This window comes from Corynebacterium sp. CCUG 71335 (assembly GCF_024454075.1).
Classification (GTDB): domain Bacteria; phylum Actinomycetota; class Actinomycetes; order Mycobacteriales; family Mycobacteriaceae; genus Corynebacterium; species Corynebacterium genitalium.
The window spans coordinates 1-15069 of record NZ_JAGPYY010000017.1 but is presented as its reverse complement, the minus strand read 5'-3'; the positions used below and the strand labels follow the sequence as shown (position 1 = coordinate 15069).

General features: G+C 62.8%; 16 protein-coding genes. 8 read left to right on the top strand and 8 right to left on the bottom strand.

Annotation, left to right across the window (positions count from 1 at the left end; all coding sequences use genetic code 11):
• The first annotated feature begins 11 nt into the window (after nt 1–11).
• A complete protein-coding gene (locus KBX19_RS10730; RefSeq protein ID WP_255998948.1) occupies nt 12–545 on the top strand; it encodes a DUF4190 domain-containing protein in 534 nt (177 codons plus the stop codon).
• A gap of 60 nt (nt 546–605) precedes the next feature.
• Here KBX19_RS10730 and KBX19_RS10725 read toward each other — a convergent pair whose 3' ends face one another.
• Both KBX19_RS10725 and ppgK read right to left on the bottom strand, forming a co-directional pair.
• Complete coding sequence (locus KBX19_RS10725; RefSeq protein WP_040423657.1) at nt 606–2198, bottom strand: RNA polymerase sigma factor; 1593 nt, start codon at nt 2196–2198, stop codon at nt 606–608.
• Nucleotides 2199–2451: 253 nt separating this feature from the next.
• The gene (gene ppgK, locus KBX19_RS10720) at nt 2452–3216 is read right to left on the bottom strand and encodes a polyphosphate--glucose phosphotransferase (RefSeq protein WP_040423659.1); all 765 of its coding nucleotides are present in this window, start codon (nt 3214–3216) and stop codon (nt 2452–2454) included.
• Nucleotides 3217–3283: 67 nt separating this feature from the next.
• Here ppgK and KBX19_RS10715 point away from each other — a divergent pair, with 67 nt between their 5' ends.
• Both KBX19_RS10715 and KBX19_RS10710 read left to right on the top strand, forming a co-directional pair.
• On the top strand, nt 3284–4153 hold the full coding sequence (locus KBX19_RS10715; protein WP_005289866.1) for an inositol monophosphatase family protein: 870 nt from the start codon (nt 3284–3286) through the stop codon (nt 4151–4153).
• Between the two features lie 137 nt (nt 4154–4290).
• Complete coding sequence (locus tag KBX19_RS10710; protein ID WP_005289868.1) at nt 4291–4584, top strand: DUF4193 domain-containing protein; 294 nt, start codon at nt 4291–4293, stop codon at nt 4582–4584.
• Nucleotides 4585–4602: 18 nt separating this feature from the next.
• Here the strand turns inward: KBX19_RS10710 and KBX19_RS10705 are convergent, their stop codons facing one another.
• Entirely contained in the window at nt 4603–5166 is a 564-nt protein-coding gene (locus KBX19_RS10705) for a DUF3093 domain-containing protein (protein ID WP_005289870.1), read from the bottom strand.
• An 84-nt stretch (nt 5167–5250) separates the two neighbouring features.
• On the opposite strand from KBX19_RS10705, the gene dut reads away from it, so the two are divergent.
• The 4 genes from dut (at nt 5251) to dxs (ending at nt 9946) form a co-directional block, all read left to right on the top strand.
• Nucleotides 5251–5709 (top strand): dUTP diphosphatase, encoded by a 459-nt coding sequence (gene dut / locus KBX19_RS10700; protein WP_005289872.1) that lies wholly within the window; start codon nt 5251–5253, stop codon nt 5707–5709.
• A 40-nt stretch (nt 5710–5749) separates the two neighbouring features.
• Nucleotides 5750–6673: a DUF3710 domain-containing protein gene (locus KBX19_RS10695; RefSeq protein WP_005289874.1), complete on the top strand. Its 924-nt coding sequence runs from the start codon at nt 5750–5752 to the stop codon at nt 6671–6673.
• 1 nt (nt 6674) lies between these two features.
• Nucleotides 6675–7925: a class I SAM-dependent RNA methyltransferase gene (locus tag KBX19_RS10690; RefSeq protein WP_005289876.1), complete on the top strand. Its 1251-nt coding sequence runs from the start codon at nt 6675–6677 to the stop codon at nt 7923–7925.
• A 107-nt stretch (nt 7926–8032) separates the two neighbouring features.
• Complete coding sequence (gene dxs, locus KBX19_RS10685) at nt 8033–9946, top strand: 1-deoxy-D-xylulose-5-phosphate synthase (protein WP_005289877.1); 1914 nt, start codon at nt 8033–8035, stop codon at nt 9944–9946.
• Here the strand turns inward: dxs and KBX19_RS10680 are convergent.
• Together KBX19_RS10680 and KBX19_RS10675 are read right to left on the bottom strand one after the other, a co-directional pair.
• A complete protein-coding gene (locus tag KBX19_RS10680) occupies nt 9943–11127 on the bottom strand; it encodes an HRDC domain-containing protein (protein ID WP_255998940.1) in 1185 nt (394 codons plus the stop codon). The two genes, dxs and KBX19_RS10680, sit on opposite strands and share 4 nt — an antisense overlap.
• 18 nt (nt 11128–11145) lie before the next feature.
• On the bottom strand, nt 11146–11775 hold the full coding sequence (locus KBX19_RS10675) for a DUF3000 domain-containing protein (RefSeq protein WP_255998939.1): 630 nt from the start codon (nt 11773–11775) through the stop codon (nt 11146–11148).
• Between the two features lie 107 nt (nt 11776–11882).
• Here KBX19_RS10675 and hemQ point away from each other — a divergent pair, with 107 nt between their 5' ends.
• On the top strand, nt 11883–12584 hold the full coding sequence (gene hemQ, locus KBX19_RS10670; protein WP_255998936.1) for a hydrogen peroxide-dependent heme synthase: 702 nt from the start codon (nt 11883–11885) through the stop codon (nt 12582–12584).
• On the opposite strand, the gene msrB is transcribed toward hemQ, so the two are convergent.
• Genes msrB through KBX19_RS10655 form a run of 3 tightly spaced genes read right to left on the bottom strand, consistent with a single transcriptional unit; the run spans nt 12581 to nt 14864 of the window.
• Entirely contained in the window at nt 12581–13006 is a 426-nt protein-coding gene (gene msrB / locus KBX19_RS10665) for a peptide-methionine (R)-S-oxide reductase MsrB (RefSeq protein WP_005289884.1), read from the bottom strand. The genes hemQ and msrB overlap by 4 nt on opposite strands.
• The gene (locus KBX19_RS10660; protein ID WP_255998932.1) at nt 12942–14225 is read right to left on the bottom strand and encodes a glycosyltransferase family 87 protein; all 1284 of its coding nucleotides are present in this window, start codon (nt 14223–14225) and stop codon (nt 12942–12944) included. The genes msrB and KBX19_RS10660 overlap by 65 nt, the downstream gene beginning before the upstream one ends.
• A gap of 9 nt (nt 14226–14234) precedes the next feature.
• Nucleotides 14235–14864 carry a dihydrofolate reductase family protein gene (locus tag KBX19_RS10655; RefSeq protein ID WP_255998930.1) on the bottom strand — a complete coding sequence of 210 codons (630 nt, stop codon included), beginning with the start codon at nt 14862–14864 and terminating at the stop codon, nt 14235–14237.
• Between the last annotated feature and the right edge of the window lie 205 nt (nt 14865–15069).

Genomic DNA, 15069 nt, shown 5'->3' with positions numbered 1-15069 from the left:
CCAGGGACCCGATGAATGAACCATACGGCGGCTACAGCCACGAGCAACGGGGACAGCTAGACGGCTACGGTCAACCATTTGAAGTTGGTCCTGTCGACCAGTGGGGGCGCTACAACCCGCACGGGCCGAACGCGTACGGGACCGGGTTCGTGCCCCACGCCTACGCGCCGGTACCTGCAGAGAAGAACCAAACAGCCGTCGCCGCTTTGGTGGTCGGCCTTTGTTCGTTCGCGATGGTGTTCATCGCTGGGCCGTTCGCCCTGCTGCTCGGCATTTGCGGCATCATTTGCGGCATTATGGGGATCACCAACAGCCGTCGCTTCCCCGGCTCCAACGGTATGGGAATGGCTATCACCGGCCTGATAGCGAGCATCATCAGCACCCTCATGGCCATTGCTTTTCTCGCATTCATGGCACTTGCCATTTATGAGCTGGAGCAGGAGGTGGACTCTGGCACTGGCAGTAATAAAGGGCCGGAAAGCAGCAGCGAGAGTGTGCTCGAGCGCACAGCGGACCGCGACCGGGCGTATAAAGAAAACACCTAGCCAGACACTCCCGGTTGAGCCGGGCTGTCTGGCTAGGTGGTGGCGAGGGGGCTCGCTGCTTTAGTCCAAGTAGTCGCGCAGCACCTGCGAACGCGACGGGTGGCGCAGCTTCGACATCGTCTTCGATTCGATTTGCCGAATGCGCTCGCGCGTGACGCCGTAGACTTGTCCGATCTCGTCGAGGGTGCGCGGCATGCCGTCGGTCAATCCGAAGCGCAGGCGCACAACGCCCGCCTCACGCTCGGACAGCGTGTGCAGCACGTCCTGGAGCTGGTCCTGTAGAAGCGTGAAGGACACAGCGTCGACGGCCACCACAGCCTCAGAGTCTTCGATGAAGTCGCCGAGTTGGCTGTCGCCCTCATCACCGATGGTCTGGTCCAGGGAGATCGGCTCGCGCGCGTACTGCTGGATCTCAAGGACCTTCTCCTCAGTGATGTCCATTTCCTTCGCCAGCTCCTGCGGAGTCGGCTCGCGACCGAGGTCCTGCAGCAGCTCACGCTGGATGCGGCCGAGCTTGTTGATCACCTCGACCATGTGCACCGGGATACGGATGGTGCGGGCCTGGTCTGCCATCGCGCGGGTGATCGCCTGACGGATCCACCATGTGGCGTAAGTGGAGAACTTGTACCCCTTGGAGTAGTCGAACTTCTCCACGGCACGAATCAGGCCCAAGTTGCCTTCCTGAATCAAGTCCAAGAAAGCCATGCCACGGCCGGTGTAGCGCTTTGCCAGGGACACCACGAGACGCAGGTTCGCCTCAAGCAAGTGGTTCTTCGCCTTGCGGCCGTCGCGGGCGACGGCGCGCAGATCACGCTTCACAGCCGGGGTGAGTTTCGCGTCCTTGTCGCCTTCGTCGGCGGCACGCTGCATCTCATCCAGGCGGTGCTGGGCGTAGAGACCGGCCTCGATGCGCTTGGCCAGAGAGACTTCCTGCTCAGCGTCAAGCAGCGCGACTTTACCGATCTGCTTGAGGTAAGCACGCACCGAGTCCGCAGAGGCGGTGAGCTGAGCGTCTTTGCGTGCTTGGCGCAGAGCAGCAGACTCTTCGATGTCCCACACTGACGGGGGAGCAGCATCATCTTCGTCGTCATCGTCGCTTGCCGGAGCCGAGGCTGCGGCCTCACCCTCTTCACCGAGTTCCGGCACGAACTCGTCAGAGTCCTCCTCGCCATCCTCCTCGTCGGTGGCAGTGGCAGCATCGACGACAGCTTCGCTGTCGAGCTCCTCGTCTTCTTCGAGCTCCGGATCGAAGTCGTCGCCGTCCATGTCCTCGTCGGCCAGATCCTCATCCAGGTCGCCGTCGAGCATGTCGTCGTCGCCGAGACCGTCCACGTCGTCGACATCGTCTACGTCATCGGTGTCGTCGGCGTCAGCGGACTCGTCCTCGTTCTCAGCTGCGTCGGCCGCAGTGGCTGCCTGTGCGGACTTGCGCACGGTCTTCTTCGCGGCCGTCTTCTTCACCGTCTTCTTGGCGGCTTTCTTCGTGGTCTTCTTCGCAGCCTTCTTGGTGGTCTTCTTAGCCGCAGTCTTCTTGGCGGCCTTCTTAGCCGTCTTCTTCACGGCCTTTTTCCGCGCAGGCTGAGACGCCTGACCCGCGTCTTCCTCGACAGCGGCATCAGGGCTGTTATTGGTGGATGGGGTGCTAGCTGCCACGTACGACCTTTCGTGCACTCATCGCTTGACTACGTTGGTGTCCCACCACGATACGCAAACCTGCATAATCAAGTCGGTAGCGGGGTGAGCCGGTTGATTTCCGATGACGTTAACCGCGGAAAGCGGAAGGCTATTCCTCCCACCATGACGTAGACCGCTCCTACGCGGCCTTTGCGGTAACCCTACAGCATAGGCACGGCTCCCCGGTTCCCGCCACCCCCTCCAGCGAATTATTTTCGCGAATGCGGGGGTTTTAGGGCGCGACGTGCTTCCACACAGCCATCGCGGCACCGACGATTCCCGCGCGATTGCGCAGTTTGGCCGGGATAACGGGCGTGTCCACGGTAAGCAGCGGCACCCACTTATCTGCCTTGCGCGAGATGCCGCCACCGACGACGAAGGCAATGGGATTGAACAGCCGCGCGTACTCAGTCAGGACTTTGTCGACGCGCTTCGCCCACTGTGAGTAACTCAGTTCTTCGCGGTCGCGGACAGCCGAAGACGCCTGGTGCTCTGCCTCCTTCTTGCCCACAAACATGTGGCCAAGTTCCGTATTGGGGAACAGATCGCCGTCCATGAGCAGCGCCGAGCCGATTCCGGTGCCGAAGGTCAAGAACATCACAGCCCCGGTGCGACAGATCTCGTCACCGAACGCGACTTCGGCCAGGCCGGCTGCGTCAGCGTCATTCAGCACCGCGATGTCGCGGCCAGGCACATGCTCGCTGAACAGCTCATGAACGTCGGTGCCGATCCACGCGTCATCGATGTTCGCGGCGGTCATTGCTACCTGCTCCTTGACCACGGAGGGTAGGCAGATGCCCACGGGTCCGTCCCATTCGAGCTGGCGGACAATCTCAGCAACGGTTTCTGCCACAGCCTCTGGGGTCGCGGGTTGGGGAGTGGCGATCTTGATGCGGTCGGTGGCGAACTCGCCGGTGTCCATGTCGACGATCGCGCCTTTAACGCCAGAGCCTCCGATGTCGATGCCGCAGCAGTAGTTGCCCGAGGTGTGATCCATACCCGCCGATTCTACGCACTTCCGCACCCCGCGCGGACGCTGGCTACTTTGAGGCACGATGGCAAGCATGAGTACCGCAGATTTGCTTGTCGACGAGCTTCTCGACGTCGCCCTTTCCACCTGCTTGCTGGCCGCAGGTCACGTCCGCGATAGGCGGGCCGAACTGATCGGTGAAGGCGCATTGACCGCGGCGGAGACAAAATCCTCGGCAGTGGACCCGGTCACTGTCGTAGATAAAGAGTCGGAGCAGTTGATCATGTCCACTCTTCTCGAGCGTCGACCAGACGACGGCATTCTGGGGGAAGAAGGCGCCGACGTTCCGTCTCGTTCCGGAGTGCGGTGGATCGTCGACCCGATTGATGGCACGGTGAACTTTCTCTATGGGGTCCCGCAGTATGCGGTGTCGATCGCAGCCGCGCGCGGGGAGGAACTGCTTGCTGGAGCGGTAGTCAATGTTGCTACTGGCCGCGCCTATCAGGCAGGTAGAGGTCGCGGGGCCTTCACGCGTGGGGGAGGGGAAGAGGAATGGCGGCGGTTGGGTGTGTCGTCGATAAGCGATGTGCCTCTCGCGCTTGTGGCCACCGGTTTCTCCTACACGCCACAGTGGCGCGCCCAGCAAGCGGACATTCTGCGCGCGGTATTGCCGCGTGTGCGCGACATCCGCCGCGCCGGCAGTGCTGCTTTAGACTTGTGCATGCTTGCAGACGGCGTAGTGGATGCCTACTACGAGCACGCCACCCACCCGTGGGACTACGCCGCCGGAGCCGTGATTGCCACCGAGGCTGGCGCACAGGTTGAGCATCCTGGCCTGGGTGCCAGCGGCCATGACGGGGCGGTGACAATGGCATCCGCTCCGGGGATTTGGAATAACTTCCGCGCCCTCCTTGCGGAAGCGGGGGCAGATCAGCCCCTGAAACCATTCTCTGACCAGGTCTGATTTAGAAAGGGGAAGTCGAGGTGCGACACGCCGAAACGTCTGTGCGCGGGGCAAACATGACATAAAGAAATTCTTGTTTTAATATCACGCTGACAGTAAGCATTTTGAAAGCATTCTCAGGCTCAGAAGGAGACCTCGTGGCCACCGATTACGACGCCCCTCGCCGCCGCCTCGATGATGAGATCGAGACGGATTCCCTTGAAGGTCTCAAGGCCGAAGAGGTCGCCGGCAGCAGCATGGACGACGATGGGGAAGTTGTTGACGCATTCGATCCGCCGACCGTCGACCTGTCCGGCGAAGAACTCAATGTCTCTGTCGTGCCGAAACAGGAGAACGAGTTCACCTGCGCATCCTGCTTCTTAGTGCAGAAGCACAACCGCCTGGGCCACGTTGAGCCAGACGGTTCGAAGATTTGCCTCGACTGCGAGTAACCGACGTCCCGCGTTGGCCTACTGGCCAGTGCGGTGGAGGGGCTCGGCGGCCGTGTCAGCCTGCTCCGGAACGTAGGCCCGAAGCAGTTCCTCCGGATTCTTAGAGGACACGAGCCAGTAAGGGGTGGGGTCCTCCGGGTCGTCGAGAACGAACAAGGCCATTTCTTTCACCCATGCGCGGTGGACGAGATACGCCGCGGGATCGAGCTGCCGGCCAAGCGCGTTCTGCTTCGCCGAACGGGGGACAGCCAGAGAGCGCGACACCACTGACGACGGCAAGTTCGCGTCACCCACGACGAGCCAGCGCGTTCCGTCACCGTCGCGCTCCACGCGCACCACAGTCGACGACAAGTGAATAAGGAACCATGCGGTCAGGGCGCCGATGACAATGAACGTCGCGACGAACCACCACATCCCGCGGTTGACACCCATTTGAGCACCCAACAGCGCCGCGAATGCAGTCCCCGCGATCCACCACCACAACGGCACCCACTGGCGTTCGGAGTACAGCACTTCTGGCGCCGCGGAAGGGGTAGTAGGCGGTGTTGACGGGGTGTTCGCGCTTTCAGTCACACCGTCCATGGTAGGCAAGTGCCCCATGATTCCTTAAATGGTTTGGCGAATGGCGGAGATACGTGCCCCGTCAACCTCACGTAGTGTGGGGACGTGACCAAAGAGACGAAATCGATCGGACCGATCCCCCTCAAGCGGCTCGATCCGGACCTACCCATTCCGCAACGCGCCCACCGCGGCGATGCCGGTGTGGACCTGTATTCCGCCCACGATGTCGCGATCGGCCCCGGTGAGCGCGCGTTGGTGAGTACCGGTGTCGCTATCGCGTTGCCGCTTGGCACTGTGGGTCTGATCCACCCGCGTTCGGGCCTGGCGGCCAAGCACGGCCTGACCATCGTGAACACTCCCGGCACGATCGATGCGGATTACCGGGGGGAACTCAAGGTGTGCCTGCTCAACACGGACAAAGACACTCCCTTTGAGGTCACCCGCGGGATGCGCATCGCCCAACTGGTGGTGCAACGAGTGGAACTGCCGGACTTCATCGAAGTCGACGACCTCGATGAGACTGTCCGCGGTTCGGGCGGATACGGCTCCACCGGCGTGAATTAGCAGCAACTTAGCACTTAAGGAACGAGCGAAAGAGACAATCATGGCACTGTGGCCCTTCGGCAAGAAAAAGAACAGCGACTCCGCTGAATATGGCAATTACCGCAGGCGGGAATGGGAAGACCCGTTTGTTTCTCGTCCCGCGGAGGCCCCCGCCACCCCCACGCGGCCCCGTGCATCTAGCGGGGACTTTCACGACGTGCAATACATGAACCCGGTGAAAGACAAGGGCAGCACAATCGTCCAGACCACGCCTGATCCCGAGCAGGTCAAAGAGGCCGAAGAGGCTGCCGTTGTCCAGCGTGAGCACGACGCCGTGAACGGGAAGACCGGCCCCTTTGATGGTGACAACGTTGACATCAACGACTTCGACTTCAGCGACTTCTCCGCAGGGTTGCTCAACCTCGGCTCGATCCAGTTAGCGCTTCCGAAGAACTCCCAGGTCCAGGTGGAGATGGGTGAGCAGGGCCCGCGCATGCTCCACGTCATCACCGAATTCGGCCGTGTCACCCCGGTGGCGTTCGCCGCACCGAACTCCGGCGGCATGTGGGAAGAGTCCTCCGATGAGATCGCAGAGGGCATGCGCGCTGAAGGCATGCCGGTCGAATATGAAGAGGGCCCATGGGGCCGCGAAGTGGTCGGCACTGGCGACAACGGCATCATCCGCATCATCGGTGTGCAAGGCCCGCGCTGGCTGTACCGCGTCACCCTCGCAGCGCCGCACGGTAAGGAAGACCGGTTGGCGGATCTCGGCCGCGAAATCATCGCTCGCTCCTTCATCTATCGCGGCAACACGCCCGTGCTGGCAGGCAACTCCCTGCCGGTCGAGTTGCCCGCACAGCTCGCTCTGCAAATCCAGCAAGCTATGCAGCAGCAACAGCTGCGGCAGCAGAACCAGCAGAACCAACAGAACCAACAGGGGCAGGGAGAGCAGACCGGCCAGCCTGACCAGCCCGAACAGCAGTAATATGGAGCTTACTTCTGGCGATCGCGTCAGGCTTGAACCCACCGCGATGGCGCACGGGGGCGAGGCAATTGCGCACGCCTCGGACGGTCGCGTGGTGTTCGTGGCAGGAGCACTTCCCGGTGATGTGGTGGAAGCCGAGCTGACCACTGTGAAGAAGCGGTGGGCTCGTGCCGCGCTCACCCAGGTAGTGGAACCGTCGCCTGACCGGACTGAGGTCGCCTGCCCAGCAGCGGCAGCTGGCGCAGGGTGCTGCGACTACTCCCACATCGATCCCGCCGCGCAAACGCGGTTCAAGCGCGAGATCTTGGTCGGGCAGTTGGAAAAGCACGCCCGGCCCAGTGGTGTACTCGAGGGCTTTGACGCAGCGATCGACCTCGAAGAAGAATCGCTCGAACCGACCCTTGGGTGGCGCACCCGTGTCCGTCTTGGTGTCGATGAACAGGGGCGTGCTGGAATGCGCCGCGCACGCAGCCGCGAGATCGTTGCGGGGCAGCCGTGCTCCCAGGTGGTCCCGGAGGCCCTCGATGGAATCGTCGGCGGTGATGCCAGATTCACCCCCGGTGCTGAGCTCGTGGTGGTCGTTGACGGGGCAGGGCAGCGTCACGTCGTCGAAACGCGGCGGGCGCAACGCGGTAAACGTGTGGAGCACATTGATACGCGCATCGAGGGTGGCGATGCCGCGACCGAGATCGTTCCGGTCGCCGGGGAGGAATTCCATTTCAGCTTTCCCCCGACAGCGTTTTGGCAGGCACATCTCGCTGCTCCTGCGGCCTATTCGGCCTATATCCTTGATTGGGCTGCGGACGACTACGGTGAGCGCACAGGGTGGGATTTGTATGGCGGGGTGGGGTTGTTTGTGCCGTCGATAAGCGCTGCCATGGAGGGGGACCAGGCACCGCGCATCGTCAGCGTCGACTACTCTCCCGCCGCGACGCGCACGCCGCAGCCCGCACTGAGCGCGTTCAACGTGGACATGCGCAACCAGAAAGTGGAAGCGGCGCTGGATGAGCTGCCGGACCCAGGGCTCGTGGTGCTCGATCCTCCGCGCACAGGGGCCGGGGAAAACGTCGTCGCCGGCATCGCTGCGCGCCGCCCGCAGCGCGTCATCCACGTCGGGTGCGATCCGGCGACATTCACGCGCGATCTGGCCACATGGGGCGCGGCAGGATACGTCGTCGAACGCATGGCGCTTATCGACGCTTTTCCCGCCACCCACCACTTCGAAGTCCTCACCAGCCTCGTTCCGGCCTGAAAAGCCGATGCCGGGTTAGAGCGGGGAAAGTGTAGAATTGTCCTTCAACCATTCGAGACGCTTTCTCCAACCGTCCGACAACCTCGACCAAGGAGCTACGACGAGCAGTGAGCAGGCTTGAGCACCTCACATCCCCGGCCGAACTGAAGGGCATGTCGGCGGACGAGCTCGAACGTCTCGCGCGGGAAATCCGCGAGTTTCTCATCCAGAAGGTCTCCGCCACCGGCGGCCACCTCGGACCGAACTTGGGGGTCGTCGAGCTGACGGTCGCCCTGCACGCCGTCTTTGACTCGCCGAGCGACCCTATCATCTTCGACACGTCCCACCAGTCCTACGTGCACAAGATCCTCACGGGGCGTTCCGGGCAGTTCGACACACTGCGCAAAAAGGATGGATTGTCCGGGTACACCAGCCGCAGCGAGTCCGATCATGACTGGACCGAGTCCTCCCACGCTTCCGCGGCGTTGTCCTACGCGGACGGGTTGTCAAAGGCGAAGGTGCTTCAGGGCCACGCCGACAGCAATGTTGTCGCAGTGGTGGGTGATGGTGCTCTGACCGGCGGAATGTGCTGGGAAGCGCTGAATAACATCGCTGAAGGGGAGCGCAACGTCACCATCGTGGTGAACGACAACGGCCGGTCCTACTCACCGACCATCGGCGGGTTCGCCCGCAACCTGGACAATCTCCGTTCCCAGATCGCCTCCATCCGGATTCAGCCTGGTTACGACGAAGTGATGGAGCAGGGAAAGCGCACCTTGAAGTCCATGGGCTGGGTCGGCGAGCGCGCATTCGGCGCTATGAAGATGGTGAAGGATGGCATCAAGCACCAGGTGGTGCCGACGCAGATGTTCCAAGATTTGGGTCTGAAATACGTCGGCCCGATCGAAGGACACGACATTCCGTCGCTGCTGAGCGCATTTACCTATGCGCACCAGTACGACGGACCGCTGATCATTCACGTTGCAACTGAGAAGGGCCACGGTTTCGCCCCGGCGGTCAACGATATTGCCGACCAGATGCACTCCACCGGTGTCATTGACCCCGTCACTGGCGAGGCGCTGGGGGAAGCGCGTCCGGGGTGGACATCGGTGTTCTCCGAGGAGCTGCTCCGCGCCGGGCACGAGCGCGAAGACATCGTGGCACTCACCGCAGCGATGGCGGGCCCAACGGGGTTGACACCGTTCGCGGAGAAGTTCCCCTCGCGGTTCTTCGATGTGGGCATCGCTGAGCAACACGCTGTGACGTCGGCGGCGGGCATGGCTCTCGGCGGGTTGCACCCGGTGGTGGCGGTCTACTCGACGTTCCTCAACCGCGCTTTTGACCAGTTGCTCATGGACGTAGCCCTGATCAATCAGCCGGTGACGTTCGTGCTCGACCGAGCAGGCGTGACCGGCAGCGACGGCGCGAGCCACAACGGTGTCTGGGACATGGCCTTGACCTCCATTGTTCCGGGTATTCGTGTCGCCGCCCCGCGCGATGCTGACCGTTTGCGCGAAGAGTTCCAAGAAGCCATCGCTGTGGAGACCGGCCCGACCGTCGTCCGCTTCCCGAAGGGCGACGTGGGGGACCCGGTCACGGAACTTCGCCGCACGGACGGTGGGAGCGACATTCTCGTCGAGCCCGCTGGAGACGCCGACGAGGACATCCCCGAGGTGCTTCTCGTCGCAATCGGTGAGTTCAGCAAGAACGCAGTTCAGGTTGCACGCGAGCTGAATGACGACGGTGCCCGCATCACCGTCGTTGACCCCCGGTGGATCATTCCGATCAACCCTGAGCTGATCGACATGGCAGCCGAAGCGGACCTGGTGGTCGTGTACGAAGACGGTGTTGTTCGCGGAGGCATCGGCTCGGCACTGTCTGAGGCGCTGTCCGCTGCCGAAGTGGACACCCCGCTGCGACGCCTGGCTTTCCCGGATATCTTCCCGCCGCACGCGTCGCGCTCCGAGTTGCTTGCCGAGGTTGGACTCGACGCCGATTCCGCCCGCGAATCCATCCGCGAGTGGATTGAAGGGCTGGCCTAAACTTCTTCGCTTGGCCTGTTCGCGGCGAACAGATCCGCTGTGTTTGCGGCTTGCCATGGACGTGCCCCCTGCTCGGCCAGAAGGCCGGCGACAGCGTGTGTGTCCCATGAGACCGTGCCCTGGGAAAGTGCCCAGGCGGTTTCCCGGAGAACTGCCGGGGTTAGCAGCACTTCGGCAGGCAGGTCCATGTCATCAGCGGCCTCTGCGATGGCGGAACGCATCGTTTGCAGGTAGTCCCACGACTCCGGGTGGTGGCGCTGCCAGGCAGACTTCCCGGGTGTGCCCTCATTGTTGCGCGGTTTGTCCGGCCACGTGGCGGGATCAGATTGATATACCCCGCGCAGGACCCGGAACCACTTGTGGCTCGCGCCTGTGCGGCGGGCAGGGAAGCCCTTCATGGCCGCGAGATCGGCGGGGGAGCGCGGTTGTTCTTTCGCTATCGCGATGATGAGTTTGGACGGCAGGATGTGGGAGGGGGAGATGTCGCGTCGTAAAGCATCGGCGTTGCGCTGCTCCCACACTGCACGAGCGATGGCACGGGAGCGGGCAGAGGGAAGGTTGTTCACGCCTTTGAGCCCTTCCCATGTCAGCGTGGGGGCAGTCCACTCCGCGAACGTGTCCACGATGTGCGCGAATTCTTGCTCCGCATAGTCCAGCTTGCCCAGCCCGCCCAGCAACTCCGCCTGAGCCTCTGCCAGATCGGGCAGGTAAATCACGTCGAGGGCGGCGTAGTCCAGCCACTCCCGCGGAAGGGTCGGAAGCGACCAATCTTCGCGGCCATGGCCCTTCTCCAGCTCGACTCCGCAGAACTCGGCGACCATGGCGGCGAGGTTCGGTTTCTCGAAGCCGGCGATGCGGCCAGCGAGAGCAGTGTCGAAGAGTGTTCCGGGATGCAGACCGAGCTCAGCGAGACTCGGCAGGTCCTCAGGGGCGGCGTGAATGATCCAGTCTTCGCCGTTCACAGCAGGCGCGAGGGCGGACGTCAGTTCTTCGCGTAGGCCCTCTGGTTGGAAGAGGAACGTTCCTGCGCCGCGGCGGTGAATCTGGATGAGAAAGGCGCGGTCGTCGTAGCGGTACGCAGACGCTCGCTCCGTATCCACGGCGAAAGGTCCGCGCCCTGCGGCGAGCTGTTTCGCAGCGCGCGCGAACCCGTCGGGGGTGTCAACGAGTTCGTAGTGCATCCCCCACAGCTTAGACGGTCACCCTCGGTCGAGCCCCGCCACGCCCTCCGGCGGGAGACCGGCGACATGGGCGAGCACCTTAGAGAAAGCCTCAACATGGTGGGAGAGATCGGTGGTGTCAGCCGTCCACGAGGCGCGCATCTCGATCTGGTAGGCGCGCGGAGGGCCCCCGATGTCGCCGAAGCGCACCGATGACGTGGACGTCACCGTGCCGCCCAGATCCGTATACCCGGCGTGTGTCTCAGTCAGGGATTCACCGAGCCACTGCCATGCGACGTCGGGAAGCAGCGGATCGGACGCAACGGCATCGTCCATATCCGCCTGGATGTAGGCGACAAGGCGCATGGAGCCTTCCCATTGCTCCTCCCCGGACGGCGAGTACAGCAGGATGAGACGGCCGAAGGCATCACCTTGGGCGTCGGTCGGGATCGGACCGTCATCGTCGTTGCCCTGAACTTCCAGGCCCACTGCGTGGCTGAACGGGGCCGGGCGCTGCGGGGGACGGATGGTGCCCAGGCTGATCTCGGGGCGCAGCTGGGCGCGGTGCATCGATTCGACAGCTTCCGTGAATTCCGCTGGGATCTGGGTGGTTTCGGCGCTCTCGGATGATGTTGCGGCGGAGAGCTTAGGGTGGTCCGAATGTGTCACGGGTTCCAAGCTATCCAGCCTGTCGCTGATTCCGTGGAGGCGCGCCGCTGCGAGGGGGTAGGGTGAAAGATAATACTTTGGTTTGATTGTTTCAGGAGGTCTTCGCTATGGCGGAACTAGATATTGAAAAGCTCAACAACACCCAGCGATACGCTCAGTGGGCGACCTTCCGGGTGATTCCGGGTGCACTCGGCGCGGACCGCGGCGAGATCATCGCGGAAGCGCAGCGTTTCTTCTCTGGCCTTGAGGACGAAGGCAAAGTTGTCGTCCGCGGGATCTACGACATTTCCGGCATCCGGGCTGAGGCTGATGTGATGATCTGGTGGCACGCCGAGAACTTCGATGAGATCCAGGAGGCCTACAACGCCTTCCGCCGCACCACGGTGCTGGGCCAGGCCCTCGAGGTGTTCTGGATCGGTGTCGGTCTGCACCGCCCGGCCGAGTTCAACCGCGGCCACCTGCCGGCATTCATCATGGGCGAGGAGCCGCAGGATTGGATCACTGTCTACCCGTTCACCCGCTCCTACGACTGGTACATCATGGATCCGGCTAAACGCCGCGATCTGCTCATCGAGCACGGCCAGGCCGCCGCGGACTACAAAGATGTGCGCGCCAACACGATGTCGGCGTTCTCGCTCGGCGACTATGAGTGGATGCTGGCGTTTGAGGCACCCTCGCTGGAACGCATCTCGGACTTGATGCACAAGATGCGCTACACCGAAGCGCGCCTGCACGTGCGTGAAGAGCTGCCGTTCTTCTCCGGCCGCCGCGTCAGCGACGTCGCGGAGATCATTGAAGCGCTGCCTTAACGCTTGTCCGCGGCGCCTTCCTCCAGCGTCAACGAAATCGAGTTGATGCAGTACCGCAGATCGGTGGGGGTGGGGTAGCCCTCACCGGCGAAGACATGGCCCAGGTGCGAGTTGCAGGTGGCGCAGAGCACCTCTGTGCGCACCATGCCATGCGAGCGGTCTTCGCGCTCAATCACTGCGTCGCCGGCCAGTGGGGTGAAGAAGGACGGCCAGCCGCAGTGGGAGGAGAACTTCTCGGTGGAGCGGAACAGCTCCGCTCCACAGGCGCGGCAACGGTACACACCCTCAGTGGTGGTGTCGGTGTACTCACCGACCCCGGGAGGTTCAGTTCCGGCCTCGCGCAGAACGTAGTACTCCTCAGGGCTGAGCTTCTCGCGCCACTGCTCCTCGGTCCAGTCGCGGTAGTTCGTCGGCTTGTCCATGGTCATGTTTCGGCTCCCTCCGAATCAGTGCTTCTGACACTACCCAGGCCGCGACGGCGACGATGAAGATCATCCATCCTGCGGTGGGCAAGAACGTGTTCGCCCAACGGCCTGCCAAGTAGGTGCCATCGGTCACCCACGTCAGCGGTGAGAGGCACAGGAATATTCCCACCCATGCCGCGGGAGTGTGGAAGACGCTGTGGCGGCCCAGAACAGTGAATACAGCGGGGAAGACCATCATGGAGTAGTACGCCTGGCCCAGCGATGACAGCAGGCACACCCCCGTAATCAGTACGGCGGCGGAAGTGGCCGCCCACATGAACTCGTCGGAGTAGCGGTAGCGGGCAACTCCCAGCACGGCCACAGCGACGGCGGCGGCGATGAGCACGAACAGCAGCCCGTGCAGCCACCCCGGCATGTCAAAGTACACGGAGGCACCGGCCAGCGAAGAGTTCGCGTAATCGCGCGTGATGCCCAGGTAGGGAACGACGATGTCGACGTAATCGCGTGCTCCTGGCGTCAGCGGCCACGCCACAAGGTTGAATAGAACCGGCACCGCCACGGCGGACGCGGCTGCTCGCCATTCGAGACGCATCAGCGGCAGCACAATCAAGGGGGCGAACATCGGCTTGACCAGGATGCACAGGCCTAGGACGATGCCGGCTGCCCACGAGCTTCCCCTGCTCCCGTGCAGTAGCAGCGCCAGGAAGGCAGTCAAACCGAACAAGAGAACGCCGTTGATGTTGGTGAACATCAGGGTGTTGGTGACGGCTTCCGTCGCAAAGCATGCGGCAATGGCCCCAGGGAACACAGGGTGGGCCAGACCGCGGCCGGTCAGACGCGTGAGCCAAGCGAGTGCCCCAATGATGCACGCGGCGTTGAACAGGATGAACAGTGGCCGCACAACAGACATGTCCGGGAACACACCCAGCGGCGACAACAGCAACGTTGCGCCAGGGTTGTAGAGGTAGTGCGGGTCCACGTGGTGGTAGGTCTCGCTGTAGACCGGCACGCGCTCAACGAAGCGGCGTGCAGCGGACCAGACCGTGGTGAAATCATCCGTCGCGGTGCCCGGCAGCGCCAGCACGACAATGCGATGAATGACCAGAAGGATTGCCAGCGGCCACAGTGCCCCGTTTGCCACCTGCTGCCAGCGCAGCGCACGCTCAGGGGGCTGGGCGGTCCACAGCTGGGTCAACTGGCTCAGGCGGGTAGTCACCCCCTCAACCTACACGCGGCGATAGCGCGCGAAGAGGAACGACCCGTCCGTTTGCACCTGCTCCAACTCGAGATTCACGGTGAAATCGCCCTGCAAACCGGCGGGTTCGCCGTTGGCACGCGGGTCGATGGTGAGATGGAGGATGTCTATAAGCGAATGCGCGAACATGTCCGCATACAGCGACGGACCGCCTTCACAAATGATTCGCCCGTACCCCAGCTCCCGCAGCTTATCGACGATTTCGCCCGCACCCCCTTGCCCCGTAGACACCAAAGAGCAACCCGCGTTTGTAAGCGCCTGGCGGCGCTCGGCGAGCGCGGCGTCTGTCAGCGACGCCTCTGGCGTGAGAATGAGCGGGGGAGCCCCGCCGAACAGTTTCGCAGACGTGTCGAAGTCGAGTGAGCGCGACACCACCGCTATCGGAGTGTCCGCCGGGCCGTAATCCTCCGCTTTGACCGTGCCGGAGCCGACCAGGATGACATCCGCCCACTCACGTAGGGCGGCCAGGACCTGTGAGTCCGTGTCGTTGCCCAGCTCCCCGGAGGTGCCACCAGCCGTGAACGAGCCGAAAACCGTGGTGACCGCGACAGCGCGGATTTCTTCGCGGGCGCCTGTCGGGCCGATGATCGTGTCGAGCATGGGGCCGATCGTAGTGGGGTGCGTGCTTGGGGCAGCTGATCGTCTATGGCGATGTCTTGACGCGCTTTTGTTGTTACATCCATAAATAATGGCTTATTTTCGTGCCGTTTGAGGGTTAAGTAGCAGAAGGGGATGCGGACGGAATCTTGGAGGATTCCATCATGAACCGCTCATACACCAAGGAGCAGCGACGCAGAGCTCTGCA